The organism is Dyella sp. (genome assembly GCF_036384435.1).
GTDB lineage: Bacteria > Pseudomonadota > Gammaproteobacteria > Xanthomonadales > Rhodanobacteraceae > GSA-30.
Genome location: NZ_DASVMI010000167.1, coordinates 1 through 14,210 on the forward strand (window position 1 = coordinate 1; position 14,210 = coordinate 14,210).

The 14,210-nt window shown below is 60.6% G+C and carries 13 protein-coding genes; 4 read left to right on the plus strand and 9 right to left on the minus strand.

Translation table 11 applies throughout. The features are described 5' to 3' along the window. Window positions 1-664: MFS transporter (locus VF436_RS17330; protein ID WP_330905290.1), on the minus strand; the 664-nt coding region annotated here is incomplete at its 3' end. Window positions 665-800: 136 nt separating this feature from the next. Further along, window positions 801-1,184, minus strand: a complete 384-nt coding sequence (locus VF436_RS17335) for a hypothetical protein (RefSeq protein ID WP_330905291.1) — start codon at window positions 1,182-1,184, stop codon at window positions 801-803. Between the two features lie 316 nt (window positions 1,185-1,500). On the opposite strand from VF436_RS17335, the gene VF436_RS17340 reads away from it, so the two are divergent. Next, complete coding sequence (locus VF436_RS17340) at window positions 1,501-2,175, plus strand: nicotinamidase (protein ID WP_330905292.1); 675 nt, start codon at window positions 1,501-1,503, stop codon at window positions 2,173-2,175. Window positions 2,176-2,200: 25 nt separating this feature from the next. On the opposite strand, the gene VF436_RS17345 is transcribed toward VF436_RS17340, so the two are convergent. Beyond that, window positions 2,201-2,401 (minus strand): CPXCG motif-containing cysteine-rich protein, encoded by a 201-nt coding sequence (locus VF436_RS17345; RefSeq protein ID WP_330905293.1) that lies wholly within the window; start codon window positions 2,399-2,401, stop codon window positions 2,201-2,203. 256 nt (window positions 2,402-2,657) lie between these two features. Further along, a complete protein-coding gene (locus tag VF436_RS17350; RefSeq protein ID WP_330905294.1) occupies window positions 2,658-4,304 on the minus strand; it encodes a L,D-transpeptidase family protein in 1,647 nt (548 codons plus the stop codon). Between the two features lie 146 nt (window positions 4,305-4,450). On the opposite strand from VF436_RS17350, the gene VF436_RS17355 reads away from it, so the two are divergent. Next, entirely contained in the window at window positions 4,451-5,155 is a 705-nt protein-coding gene (locus VF436_RS17355; protein ID WP_330905295.1) for a murein L,D-transpeptidase catalytic domain family protein, read from the plus strand. A gap of 15 nt (window positions 5,156-5,170) precedes the next feature. On the opposite strand, the gene VF436_RS17360 is transcribed toward VF436_RS17355, so the two are convergent. Both VF436_RS17360 and VF436_RS17365 read right to left on the minus strand, forming a co-directional pair. After that, window positions 5,171-5,578 carry a hypothetical protein gene (locus tag VF436_RS17360; RefSeq protein WP_330905296.1) on the minus strand — a complete coding sequence of 136 codons (408 nt, stop codon included), beginning with the start codon at window positions 5,576-5,578 and terminating at the stop codon, window positions 5,171-5,173. A gap of 49 nt (window positions 5,579-5,627) precedes the next feature. After that, window positions 5,628-6,104 (minus strand): putative toxin-antitoxin system toxin component, PIN family, encoded by a 477-nt coding sequence (locus tag VF436_RS17365; RefSeq protein WP_330905297.1) that lies wholly within the window; start codon window positions 6,102-6,104, stop codon window positions 5,628-5,630. Between the two features lie 349 nt (window positions 6,105-6,453). Here VF436_RS17365 and VF436_RS17370 point away from each other — a divergent pair, with 349 nt between their 5' ends. Both VF436_RS17370 and VF436_RS17375 read left to right on the plus strand, forming a co-directional pair. Beyond that, window positions 6,454-6,825: a 2-hydroxyacyl-CoA dehydratase gene (locus VF436_RS17370; RefSeq protein ID WP_330905298.1), complete on the plus strand. Its 372-nt coding sequence runs from the start codon at window positions 6,454-6,456 to the stop codon at window positions 6,823-6,825. Between the two features lie 233 nt (window positions 6,826-7,058). Next, entirely contained in the window at window positions 7,059-7,763 is a 705-nt protein-coding gene (locus tag VF436_RS17375; RefSeq protein WP_330905299.1) for a FadR/GntR family transcriptional regulator, read from the plus strand. Window positions 7,764-7,847: 84 nt separating this feature from the next. Here the strand turns inward: VF436_RS17375 and VF436_RS17380 are convergent, their stop codons facing one another. The 3 genes from VF436_RS17380 to VF436_RS17390 all read right to left on the minus strand — a co-directional run bounded on the left by VF436_RS17380 (window position 7,848) and on the right by VF436_RS17390 (window position 14,005). After that, window positions 7,848-10,067 (minus strand): alpha-galactosidase, encoded by a 2,220-nt coding sequence (locus tag VF436_RS17380; RefSeq protein WP_330905300.1) that lies wholly within the window; start codon window positions 10,065-10,067, stop codon window positions 7,848-7,850. Between the two features lie 109 nt (window positions 10,068-10,176). Then, window positions 10,177-11,082, minus strand: a complete 906-nt coding sequence (locus tag VF436_RS17385; protein WP_330905301.1) for an aldose 1-epimerase — start codon at window positions 11,080-11,082, stop codon at window positions 10,177-10,179. Window positions 11,083-11,152: 70 nt separating this feature from the next. Beyond that, the gene (locus VF436_RS17390) at window positions 11,153-14,005 is read right to left on the minus strand and encodes a TonB-dependent receptor (protein ID WP_330905302.1); all 2,853 of its coding nucleotides are present in this window, start codon (window positions 14,003-14,005) and stop codon (window positions 11,153-11,155) included. Between the last annotated feature and the right edge of the window lie 205 nt (window positions 14,006-14,210).

Sequence of the window (14,210 nt, forward strand, 5' to 3'; positions counted from 1 at the left end):
ATGGTGTGACGCGAACGAAGACATGGCGCATGGGCAGGCGTTCGCCCGCCTCGGCCCGCACGCCCGCACGGCTCCAAGCAGCGAACAAGGCCACGATCATCAGAAAAGCACCGGCCATGCCGATGGCGATGAAACCGAAGCGGCCCGCCAGCACCACACCCAGCGGCGCTCCTACGGCAAGCGCGCCGTAGGTAGCGATGCCATTCCAGGAAATTACCTTGGCCGTGTGCGCGGCACCCACACGCCCGATGCCCCACATGATGCATCCCGTACCCACGCAGCTTTCGCCAAAACCCAGCGCCAGGCGAGCCGCGAGCATCAATCCAAGCGACAGCGGTGCCATCGCCTGTGCCAAAGCGGCCAGGGTCAGCAGGACACCGCTCAGGCCACAGGCCGTCATGCCGATCAGCGCTCCTCGCTTGGGGCCGGCGGTATCGGAGGTCTTTCCGGCGAAGCCGCGGGTCAGCAGCGTGGCCACGTATTGTGTGCTGATGACCAGCCCGGCGATCACCGCGCTGTAACCGAGGTTGTCATGCACGAACGGTGGCAATACGGCCAGTTGCAAGCCAATGACGAGATAGGCAAAAAAAGTGAAGCACACGATCTGCACGATACGCAGGGTCACCTGCACGTGACGGACCGGTTCGGAAGCAGCACTGGACATGAGGGGTATTTCAAAAGGGGACATGCCGCCAGAGATTGCGGCGTCGCAACATTTTCGCAGAATCCGTGTTCAAAGTCCGGTGATGCTGACACATGGTCGCAGGCGTGCCGTTATCCAAGCGCCAGCCCTGCCGCCTTCACACGCCCCTGGCGCGCCGGCGCAACAGCGCGGCAAACAGCAAATAGCCCAGATAGAGCCCGATGCCCGCGCCGACGAACTCAAAGAATACCCGGGTGCCGATGCCATCCGGATCGTGGACCTCGGCCAGCTTGGCCTTGAGCAGTTGCAGAGACTGCAACTGGGCATAGTTGAAATACACCAGGTCCCACAGGTCTCCGCTAGCGGCCAGTAGCAGCGTGACAAGGTATGACCAGCCGAACTGGGCGCCGTAGTGCCAACCAGCCCGCCGCCCCAGCGCATGAAAGACGCCGAAGACCAGCACGCCCACGACCAGGGCGATCAGCCCGGCCTCAAGGCCACCGAGGGTGCCGTAGCCCATCCATGATTGGTCGTAATGCATGAGGCGGATTACCTTTCTGGTCGATCGCCCATTATGCCGGGCAGTGGATGGCTCAAGCAGATTCGATATCCATGCCGTGCAGCCTGCTTGCCCTGATTGCGCCCGATCGCTTTGTTTTCAGCGCGTTGTGGCCGCCCGTCCGTACACGATCATGGACCTGGCCTCCCTTAACGCACGAGTAGCGAATCTGAATACGTGGCAGCGCACACAGGCCGGCAGCCCAACCCGTCACAATCTGCCAGGGCCGACAGCCGCTAGACTCGTCCAGCCGACGGGCATCTCAAAAACCATAACCACAACTGGACAAGCTGCGACCATGAGCCAGTTCATCAGCGAACACGCCGCCCTGATCGTTATCGACGTACAACCGGATTTCATGCCGGGTGGCCCCCTGGCGTGCCATGACGGTGACGCCATTGTCCCGGGCATTGGCAAGCTGCTGAAAGCCGGATTGTTTCGCCATATCGTCGCCACGCAGGACTGGCATCCGCGCGGTCACGTGTCGTTCGCAACCTCGCACGGCCAACGCCAGCCCTTCGACCGGATTCCCCTCTACGGCCACGCGCAGACCCTGTGGCCCACGCACTGCCTCCAGGGCACGCCTGGCGCGGAACTGCACCCTGCCATCGACTGGTCCTCGGTAGACTTGATCCTGCGCAAGGGCAACGATCCCCGGGTGGACTCCTACAGCGGCTTTCGCGAAAACCATGGCCCGGCGGGCGTGCGTCCGAGCACCGGCCTGGCCGGCTGGCTACGCGATCGCAATATCTTCGAGGTCTATGTCTGCGGGCTGGCGCGAGACGTTTGCGTGCTGTGGACCGCGCAGGATGCGGTAGACCTGGGTTTCAAGACGCATGTCATGTGGGACCTGACCCGCCCGGTCACCACCGAGACCGACATCGCCACACGGGCGCGCATGGACCGGCTCGAAGTCGACGTCATGGATTCGCGCACCCTGTTCGATCGCATCCCCATGAGCGCGGTGGGCTGAAATCCCCGCGCCGATAAATCGGGCGTTATTCGCCGTCTTCGCTCCATACGTTGACTGATGGCTCGCCCTGTTCATCCACGTCCACGCTGACCACCATGGGCTTGCAACAGACTTGGCAATCCTCGATGTAGCGTTGGCTTTCCACCGACGTATCCACCGCCAGGTCGATCGATTCCCCGCAATACGGGCAATTGACGGAAACGAATTCGATACCTTCGCGACTCATGGCAACCTCGACGTGGCCTGCTCATACCGATTGAGCGGATCGGGAGTCTCTACCGTAGCGCAACTGTGGCCGCGTGAGTACACACAGACGCGGACCAGGCACGAGGGATACGTTGAGAAAACACTGTACCCGTGCCGCCGGCACCATGCCACGCCGATACAAGGTTAAACAGCGTTCCAGACCTGCGCTGTGTTCGAGCTTGCGCTCACGCTACTGGTCCTGCGCATCCTTTGCTGGCGCTCGATGCCCTGCAACATTACAACGTGCGCTTCATCATCCAGGGCGACAGCACTGACCAGCGGCGCTGTTGCAAAGCGACCTGCGTGACGTCGTCGCGATCGTAGATATCCTGGCGAAAACTCGGGCGGTCGTTCTCATGCAGTTCCACCGTCCAGTACGCCAGCAGTACGGGCACGGGATGCTTGAGTATCACCGACTGCGTCTTCTCCGAATCGATCACTTTATCGATCGCTTCGCGACTCCATTTCTGCTTGTCGTCGAGCAGCAGTTCGGCCAGCTCGCGAGGGTTTTCGACGCGGATGCAACCGGAACTGGCCGCTCGCTGGCCACGCTGAAACAAATTCTGGTGCGGCGTGTCATGGAGGTAGATCGCATACGGGTTGGGAAAACGAATCACCACACGCCCCAGTGAATTGCCAGGCCCCGGGTCCTGGCGCAACACAATGCCGCGTGGATTGTTCCAATCCACGCCTTCGACTGGTTCGCCCTTGCTGTTGAGCACGCGAATGCGATTGGCCGCCAGGTAGTTCGAATTGGCGCGCACCTTGGGCAGGATGTCCTGCTTGAGAATGGTCGGCGGCACCGTCCAGGTCGGATTGAGCGTGATGTAGGTAATGCGCGACTTGAATACCGGCGTGCTGCGATAAGGCTTGCCGACCTGGACGCGCGCGGTCCATATTGCCTGCCCATCGCGGAAATAGGCAATCTTGTAGCCGGCGATGTCCACCAGCACGAAATCACCCTGTACTGCATGCAACAGCCAGCGCGCGCGCTCCAAATTCACGCGTATCTGCTCCACACGCGCCTCGGCAGTGACATTCAACGCTGCGCGCGTCGAGGCACCCAGGTTGCCGTCGTCCTCCAGGTATTGCTCCTGCTGGAAACGCTTGACCGCGTCGCGCAGCGCATCGTCATAACGATCACCCTCGGTGTGATCTTCAGACAGGTAACCACCCACGACCAGTCGCTGGCGCAGTACCGGCAGGCGCTCATCCTTCATGCCAGGCTTGAGCGTTGGCCCTTCGGGTATCTCAGGCCAGCCGCCGCGATCGGCCATGTCACGCATGGTCGCCAGCGCGTGGCGCAACTGGTTGTACACCGGATGCTGCGGACGGGCGCGATCGAACAGGCCGGCGATATCGTTGCGGTCGATCGCCTGCCCAGCCTCCTTCAGGCCATCCATCAGGTCCACGGGGCGTGTATCGTAATTCCAGTGCTCATCGAGCGTATTGGGATCGATCTTGCCCAGGTACAAATGCGTCAACGCCGTAAGATAGGCATCGGTCGCGCGCAGATCGAACAACGCCAGCTCTTGCGGCGTGACATCGCCGCTGTCGATGCGCATGCGCTGCCACTGCAACTGGTCCAGGCCGTAATCGTTCGGATCCAGGCCATCCTCGCGCAAAGCCTGCAGCGCGCCGAACAACTGATCGACCGACTCCCGCCGCGTCCACACCGGCCGGTCCATGCGCAGGCCATAGAAAACGATCACGGCCCGGCCAAGCCCGTAGGTACCCACATGGGCATGGCTTACTTGCAGGATCGTGTCATGGATGGCCTCGCCGACCGGCTCGGTCGCCTGCGCCCGCGCGCCAGAAACCCACAGCCCCGCCGCCAGCACCGCATTCGCCAGCCCGACCCTGATCACCCCACGCAACCGCATAGATGTCCCCTGCTCCATGGTTGAGCTCGTCCGGGCCCACCCCCGGCTTCCGCGGCGCTCCCGCACAGCCCGCTAAACGCATGATACAACAAAGAATTAACAGTTCCTTGATACGATGTTGAAGTTGTCCTGCCGCCCGACCTGCCATGTCCGGATTACTACGCTACGCCGCGTGTGTCGCGGCGCTTGTGCCAGCCTTTTTCAGCATGTCCCATGCCGCGCGCGCCACCGATGCAAGCCTGCTGGATGCACTGCGCAAGGTTGCCCCACAGGCCAATCCAAAGGTCATCGGCCTGGCCCTCAAGGCCACCGACTGCGCTGCGGCCAGCGGCCTGCCCGCCTCCAACCGGCTTGCCGTGATCGATTATTCGCGCCCTTCCACCGAGCCGCGCCTGTGGGTATTCGACCTCACCCGCCGCAAGCTGCTGTTCAAGGAACTGGTCGCGCACGGGCGCAATTCCGGCGACAACATGGCCACGAAATTCTCCAATCGCCCCGACAGCCTCGAATCGAGCCTGGGCCTGTTCCGTACCACTGACACGTATGACGGGCGCAACGGCTATTCGCTGCGCATGGACGGCCTGGAGCCGGGCGTCAACGACCGCGCCATGGAGCGTGCGCTGGTGATCCATGGCGCGTCCTACGTCGATTCGCGAGCAGCGAACAAGCAAGGCCGCATCGGTCGCAGTTGGGGCTGTCCGGCCGTACGCTCGGCGGTGGCGCATCGGCTGATCGATACGCTCAAAGGCGGTCAGTACGTGTTTTCCTATTATCCCGATCACAAATGGCTGGGTGGCTCCCGCTATCTCAAATGCGACATGCCGGCATCGCAGATCGCCAAGGCGCGTTGAGCCATCCTTCCCTGATCAGCGCTTGTCCACCTGCGACAGTGCCGTGCCGCGCGCATTGATGGCCACTTGATGGGTCTCGCCAGCGCCCAGGGAGACATCCATCTGGGTCGGTCCGGTCTGGCAGGCACCTGAACTGTCCAACGCCAGTGTGTGTTGGCCGTTGGGCAAGTGGAAGGTTGCCTGTTCGCCAATTTCGATATCCGCGGCGAACTTCTGATCGATACTCAACCGGCTGGAGCAACCACCACCGAACAGGCCATTGGCGCGCGTTACCGTCAGGGTCGCATCGCCATCGTTGGGCGATTGATACAAGAAGACCCGATTGGCCACGGCATCCTTGATCACGGTGTCGTGCTGGCTGGCGGTGCCACACCCGGCCAGCCCCAAGGTCGCCGCACCCACGAGCAGGAGGGTCGATTTCATGCGATGACTCCGTTATGCCATAACTGCGCAAAGCATCGTCGCCGTGCGATCAAACCAGCGTGAATCGCCGATCCCAGTCGGCCAGCGTGACAATCGCGAATCCCGCCTCACGCAGCGTGCGCCGGCCCAGCTTGAGCAATTCATTGTCCTTGCTGATCAGCCATTGGGCACCCACGGCGAGCGCAAGCTCCATGAATTTCTGGTCATCGGTGTCCTTGCAGATCGGCAGCGTCACGGCGCTGCGCATGCGATCTGTCTCGGGCACATACCGCAGGTGTGCATCGAATTTCGCCACCATCTCACGTTGGCGATCCAGGCCAAGCGCGAATTGCGGATAGGTCAGCACACGCAGCCATTCCTCGCGACAAGCCGCATCGGTAAAGGCATGCACGCCGCCACACGCGATCAAGCGCGACAGCGTCATAGCACTGGGATCTTCGAATACGAAGGCATCCAGGCACACATTGGTGTCAAGCACCAGTCGGGGAATGAAGGGAGGCTTGCTGCTCAAGGTCGGCGATGGCATGAAAACCGGCTGGCAGTCTAAACGTCCTTCAGACGATACGGAGCTTTTACTCACCCAGACCATACCCATGGCTCTTTTCACGATCCAGTCGTGACGTGCGCGGAGCCGATACGCCTCGCCTGTATACAAAACCCGCTCGACCGGCCGCGAAATGGCAGATTCGTGTCGGCAGCACGCGTAGCCATCGCAGCGGCACCTGCGCCCAAAATCGATATCCGGCCATTGACCACATGGGCAATAACCGGGCGCCGGCTTAAAACTAGTCCGAAGTTTTGGACCAGACATGCCCGGTAAGGGGAATGGCGTGCAAGAATGGGGGCCCGGATTTTCCTGATTAATGTCTCAACGCATGGCACTCCCGAAAGATCCTTTCCGCCAATTCCAGGAGGAACTCGCTGCGCTGGAACGCGAAATCGCAGAACGCAGGGGTTCCGACCCGGAGCCTGCGCCCGCGCCTGTTCCGGCACCGGCACCCGTGCCTGCCGCACCCGTCAAGCGCCTGAGCAAGAAAGCCGCCGCGGCCGAGCGGCAGGCTCGTATCCGTGAGGAATTCCTGGCTTTCCGCGACCGCTACGAATTGACCGTCGCCGACGTCGTGGCCTTCTTTCCTCCTGAGGAAGGCATCGCCTACCTCGAACAACTCATCGTCGCCCAGCAGAACAAGCCACGTCGCGGCCGCAAGCCCAAGTGGATGACCGAAGCCTCCGACGACCCGACCTGAATCGGTGCGGCCAGTGGCACCTTCGGATGCCAATGGCCGCTCCCGGCAGCGCACATTCGCTCCGCCCCGTACCGGCGTCTCCCGATACCGCCCAGGCACGCTGGCGCGGCAGGCGGGCGGTAGTGGATAGTGACGCCTGATAATCAACCTGTTATAAGTCAATCGCCGTTTATTTGTATGACAAATAAGCCATCCGCTTCATGGGGATGCGTCTTCAAAGGAAAGAAAAGCGAATGGTGAAACTCGGTGCGGTGCGCAGTCTCCACCATCAGGTGATCCAGGAACTGGGGCGGCTGATCGTCAGCGGCGAACTGGCGGCCGGGCAAAGCCTGCCTCGCGAGGAAGTACTCGCCGAACGCATGAGTGTGAGTCGCACCGCCCTGCGCGAAGCCATGAAAGTGCTTTCCGCCAAGGGCCTGATCGAATCGCGCCAGAAGACCGGCACGCGTGTACGCGAAGAATCACACTGGAATCAACTCGACGCCGATGTCCTGGCATGGCGCTGCGCCTCGATGCCTACCGAGAGCTTCGTCGACAAGCTCGTGGAGATGCGCGAAATCATCGAGCCGGCGGCGGCGGCCACGGCAGCCCGGCGGCGCAGCACCGAGCAGCTCGCTGCGCTGGAGGCCGCCTACCAGGCGATGGCCGCCGCTGAAGATCTCGATGCATGGACAGTCGCCGACCTGGCTTTCCACGAATGCATGTTGCAGGCGACCAACAATGAACTGCTGACTTCGCTGTTTTCGGTGATCGAAACGGCGTTGGGCACCTATTTTGTCTTGTCGGCACGCAACTCGGCCAATTTCAAGAATGCGCTGCCGCAGCACCTGAAAGTCTACGAGGCCATTCGCCGTCGCCAGCCGGAAGTCGCGCGCCAGGCCATGGTGAAGATGGTTTCCGATTCGCGCAGCAATATCCGCAAGGCCGTCAGGGCCTGAAGGCCCACCCACGGCCTTCAGGAGACTTCGAAAACCATCCTGTTCGTCTTTCCGGCGCACAGGGAGGGCTTTTCCAGGCGATCTTCAGCTGCCAACGCGCTCGAACACCAGCCCGGCCGCATCCAGGTCGTCGTGCAACAACAGGTCGATGCCATGGTTCATCCAGTAAGCACCACTGGCCTGGGCTGGCGTTCCGGCCACCGGCTTGCCGTGAATCGAACGCCAGCGGTAACGGGCCGATGCGTCCAACCCTTGCAGGTAGATCGTCGGGTAGTCGCTCGCTTCATGCCCTTGCCGCAGAAAAGCGAAGAGCACGGTCTGGCGCCCGTCGCCGGCGACGCTCTCGGTTGCCGAATACGGTACCTGTTCACCAGGCGATAGCAACCGATACAATCGACCCTGCTGCACTGTGGCACGGATATCCTTGTAAGCGGCAATGTATTGTCTCGCGGTGGCTTGCTCGGCTGGCGTCCATTCCAGAATCTTCGCTCCGATCCCCAGCCCCCCTTGCATCGACGATAGAAAACGAAAGTCCAGTGAGCTTTGCCGATTGTTGACCCAGTTCGGCGATCCGGTGACCCAGGACATCATCACCCCTGGCGCATACGCATAGGAAAAACCATCCTGGATCGACAAGCGATCGGAAGGATCGGTGTTATCCGAAGGCCACACCTCGTCGGTCAGACTCATAATGCCAAGATCCACACGCGCACCGCCTCCCGAGCACGACTCGATCTCCACGCCCGGATGCTTCTGGCGCAGGCGATGCAGGATGTCGTACAGGTGCCGCACATAGGTCACATAGACCTTCTGCTGATCCTCGGCCGCCACCTGTGGCCAGCCCGGCTCGGACCAATTGCGGTTGTAGTCCCATTTCAGAAACTGAATATCGTTCTGGCTCAGCAACGTGTCCAGTACGTCAAAGACATATTGGCGTACATCCTCCCGGGCGAGGTTCAACACGAGCTGATGACGCCCTTCGCTACGTTGGCGACCGTCGAAATGCAGCACCCAATCCGGATGCCGGCGATACAGGTCGCTATCGGGATTGACCATCTCCGGCTCGACCCATAGCCCAAAGCTCATCCCCAGCCCATGTACTTTGTCGATCAATGGCTTGAGTCCGTTGGGAAACTTCTGGCGATTGACTGTCCAATCACCCAGGCCCGCGTGATCGCTGTCGCGCGCACCGAACCAGCCGTCATCGATGACGAAGCGCTCCACGCCCAACGCGGCCGCTTTTTCGGCAAGCCGCTCCTGATCGGATTCGTTGACCTTGAATTCCGTCGCCTCCCAGGAGTTGTACAGCACCGGCCGCAAGCGCGGCGCAGGCGCCTGCGGCAACACGCGTGTCAGCTCGAATCGATGCAGAAGACGTGACGCTTCGCCGATGCCCTGGTCGGTATATCCTGCGTAGAACACGGGGGTATCGAGCGATTGTCCCGGTTGCAGGCGATAACCGAAATCGAATGGATTGAAGCCGCCCGTCACGCGCACCTGATTGAGCACATCCTGGTCGATACGAATGCTCCACGAACCACTCCATGCCAGCGCGCCAAACCACACACGTCCATGGGATTCATTCCATGCATCGCCGTGGGCAATGGCAAACCACGGATTGTTTTGATCTCCGGTCGAGCCCCGGCGACTTTCCAGCACCGTCGCACCAGGCGTTATCGGTCGCGTGCGCAGGTGCCATTCGCTGGCCCAGGTACCGGTCAAATAACGCAACGAATAATCACTGGCGGGAGGCAGGTTCCAACTTGCCGCGGCGGCACTGTCGACAATCAGCGCCTGACCGCTGCGATTTACGATATGCGCCGAGCGGCCAAGAATCCCGGTATCGGCATCCGCGCGATAGGTCAGGTCGACCAGCACGCCCGCCTTGGCATCGCGCAGCGTAACGATCAGGGTGTCCTTATCGATCCGGTAACTGTCGTAACGCAACACCAGGTCGCGATTGCCGTCGGCGAAATGCACTTTCAGATCCGGCGCGATGGTGATCGGGCCACCCCATCCAGCGTACTCCTGGGGCGTGTTGGCGCCATCCGGATCGAACGATGAGCGCGATTTGGGTAGTGTTGCCGGCCCCAAAGGATCACCCGCCTGTAGCCTTCCGCCCCAGTAAAGTGTCTGCAACGCACCATCGTCGTTCACGCCCATGGCATAAGTGATGTCGCCGGCATCGATGCGAAATACCTTGTGCGTCGCATCGACGTGCAACGAGGGCGCGCCGGCCCAGCCCATCGTCGGTATAGCGGCCAACGATAGCGCCAACATCCATCGGATCTTTGTTCGAATCATCGGTATTCCTCAGCTTGCCTCGGTCCATGCCTCCTCGCCTCGTCGAACGCAGAAGTTGGATAAGGGGACTTTTCAGCGCTATGCGATCAGCCATTTGCGACTACCTGCCTCATCGCGCATCATCCTCGTCAATCACCCGGAAGACGAAGCGCCTCGCCAGCGTCGCTCCCTGCGTGAGCAACGTCATACCGTTGGCCTGCGGGCCTCCCGGCAGGTGCACCGCGTTGATCGGGTGATCGACGGGTTCGAAACAGAAGAACTCCTCATCGACCGGAGTGTAAAGCACGAACGTATCGACATTTGCCTCCAGCTCAAGCCGCAGACCTAGTTGCGGCCAGGCGATCTGCGCCATGCCGCTCCAGGGCTGGAATGCATGATTGACGCCCTCATCAGGCAACACGCGTGACTGGCGAAAATCCCATGCATGAGGCACCTCGATTCGATCCACTGGAATCGGCGTACGACCATCGTTGATCCATACCTTCGAAGCCGGCGCATGCAGCGCAACCTCGCCGTGGCGCAGAAAGAACGGATGCAAGCCAACGCCATAGGGCATCGGATGTTGCGCAAGATGAGTGACAGCCACATCCACCAGCAAAGCATCTGCGTCCAGCGCGTAACGCAGGCGCGCGCGGTACGCATAGCCCTCGGCTACGTGTTCCTCAAGCGACAATAAGGCATGCGTACGCGAGCTCTCCTCGACGTGCCATGGGCGCTGCCAGCCGCTACCGTGGATCGGAAAGGGCTCGCCTGGACGATTGGGATGCAAGGCGACAAAGCGGCCGTCCACGGTAAAGCCGCCCCCGGCGATTCGGTTGCTCCACGGCAGCAATGGATAACAGGCCAGCCGATTCGGGTCCGGCGAGCCATCGGCAAGATCCAGGGGCGGCATGCGCGCACGCATCAAGGGAATGGGCACACCACGGCCCAGCCAGTCGAAGCCCGCCAGACCTCCACCGACTCCCGGTACGATTTCCACACTCAGCCGGGCATGGGACAAACGCAACAGATACATCGCTCTCTCGCCACTTTCATCGGCACATTCGGCAGGCACGGGCGAGGGAACCCGCGCCTGCCCTCACGACTTACCACGTCCCACGAACCCCCAGGAATACCGTGCGACCATCAGCTTCAGCATAGCTTTCGCGATCGAGATAGACCTGATACTGCGAGATAGTTTCATTGGTCAGATTGGTCTCGTCGAAGAACACCGTCACATGATCGTTGATCTTGTAGTCGGCGCTCAGATCGAGCTGGCCATACGCCTTGACCGTGGTGGGCTGGCCCTGGCCGCCAGCGATCGAAGACAGATACTTGTCGCGCCAGTTATATGACAGGCGCACTTCGATCGGCCCCTTCTGGTAATACACCGTGCCATTGGCGGAATCACCGATGCCCGGCACCGCGAACTTGCCGGCGTTGCCAATCTTGTCCGGACTGATCGAAGCATTGCTGGTGACATACGTATAGTTGGTTGCCACGCCGAAGCCATCGAACGGGGACGGCAGATGCTTGAACTGGTAGTTCAGGGTGAATTCGGCGCCCTTGATCGTGGCCGTGTTGAGGTTCACCGGCTCGGTCAGCTGAAACGGAAAACCCAGCAAGGTGGTATTGGTCGTGATGAGTGTGCTGAAGTTGTCCACCTTCTTGTAGAACGCATCCAGCGCAACGTAGCTGGCGTCATCGAAATACCACTCGATGCCAGTGTCGAAATTCTTCGACACATAGGGCTTGAGCCCGGCATTGCCCTTGTCGATAGTCTGGTTCTGAGGCCGGAAGTTGTACGAAACCGATGCCGCCAGATAGTTCAGGTCGGGACGCGTCAGCGTCTTGGAAGCCGCGGCACGGAAGATCAGATCATCGCGCAGGTTCAATTTGAAGTTCGCCGATGGCAACCAGTTGCTATAACTGCCCTTCTCCGAAATCGGCGACAGCGTGCCGTAGGTCGGTATGGCATTGGTCGGATCGTTCGGATTGACCGCGATCGCGATGATCGGCACCGAATAGGCTTGTGACGTCGTATCGGTCTTGGTGTAACGCATGCCCAGGTTCAAGGTCCACGGCATCTGGCCCATGTCACCTTGCAGGTTGGCCATTGCATAGGCCGAGGAGATGTGCTCCTGGATCTTGCTATAGGTATTGGGGTCTGGCCGTGCGGTGAAGCCACCACCATTGGCATCGAGCTGCGCCTTGAACGCATCGGCGTTCGGCAACTGGTTATAGGCCTCGGGCGTGGCCAGGTAGGCAAACAGCTTGCTTACATCATAGACCACCCACTGGTTGGGAAAGCCCGGTGATGCGCCGTTGACCAGACTGCCAAAATTCACCACGTGCGCGCCCACCGCGCCTGCCGGCACCGGCACTACGTAGCCGCAGTATTCGGCGCAACCGAAGCTGTTGGGCGTGTTGTAGGTCACCAGCGTCTTGGTGTCATCGGAATGTTCGATGCCAAAATCGAGCTGGGAAAGCGTGCCATCCAGGAACGTCTTGGACAGATGCAGGCGATTCTGCGAGATAGCGTCGCTGACGTTCGGGCTCTGCGTGCCCTCGTTGGTGACGTGTGCATGCAGCGTGGATGTATCCAGCGGAGACAGGAAGTTGCTCCAGCTCGGTAGACTGCCGCCGCCATTGTTGGTCCATTCCGGTTGGGTACCGATATTTCGCGTCCCCAGCACCACGAAATAGCCATTCTGCGATTGTTTGTTCCAGGCGCGCGACAGGGCGGTATCCCAGTCGATCGTCAACGTGTCATTGAACTTGTATGCGAAATTCGCACCGATCTGGTAATTCTTTGCGTCGCGTGGGTTGGATTCCTCGGCATAATCATTGGACATGCCGCCACTGGCATCCTGCACATAGTGCTGCGCAGTGCCATTCGCACCCGGGGTGATCTGCTCGATCACCCCGGTATTGGTGAACAAGCCGAAGGCATCGTACTTGGAATCGATCTTGTACTCGGACAGCAAGCCGTCCAGCTTGATGGTGAAATTGTCGAATGGAATCCATGACAGGGCACCATTGAAAGACTTGCGCGTACGCGTCTCCTGCGTCACCGTGCCCTGCAACGTCTGTGGCAACGCCAAATGAGTATACGCAGGATTGATACGCGAAAAATCCTGGTTGGTCAGCCAGCCGAGTGTGTCGATCGACTGCTCGACATGGTCACGCTTGTAATACACGAAGGAGGCCAGCCAACCGAACGTATGGTCGGCGTTGGTGTCGCCGATCATGCCTGACACTTTCGGCGTGGATTTGCTCGACAAGCCTCCGCCGATATGGTCGTTGACGCCCGCCGCGCTGCCGGTCATATGAAAGCCGTTGAAATCCAGCGGCTGGGCGGTGATCACATTGACCGTGCCGCCGATGCCACCCGCTTCCTGGTCGGCCGAACTGGTCTTCTCGACCACGGCCTGCTGGATTACTTCGGATGGGAATACGTCGAAGTCGAATGCACGATCCGATGACGCGGTTGCCATCGTGCGACCGTTAAGCAGCACGTTGACAAAGGTGGGGCCGAAGCCTCGCACGGTAATCTGGTTGGACTCGCCGCCACCGCGATTGACCGACACGCCAGGCACACGCTGCAACGAGTCAGCCACGTTCTGGTCGGGAAACTTGCCGGCTTCCTCAGCCGACACCGAATCGACCACGCCGATCGAATCCTGCTTGGTGGCTTGTGAGCGATACAGCGAACCCAGCGTGCCGGTTACCTGGATCGAGTTGAGGTCGGTGATCTTTTTCTTGTCCTGCGGGTTCTTGTCATCAGCCGGCGGTGTAGACACCGCGTCCTGCGCCGCACTTACAGGCACGGCGGCGGGGCCCTGCGCCGTGTTGGATGCATCCTGTGCCTGCACGTTCATAGCACCGGCAACGCAGGTGGCGCCCACTAAGACCAGCAAGGCGCGCCGTACCGAAAGCGCCAGTATCGTTCGCTGCATTTCGACTCCCCAACTTGGTTTTTTGATTGGCTCTACGTCAGCACCCGGCCTTACCCATGGCCGGCTCCCAAGAACAGCCGCGCACGTGATGGCGCATCGGCCATGCGGAAAAACACGCACGCCCGAATGCGATGCGATCAGCGATCGCCATCACCTGACACCTGCCCCGCAACCCCGTGACACCCTGCCATCTGGCAGGCACCCG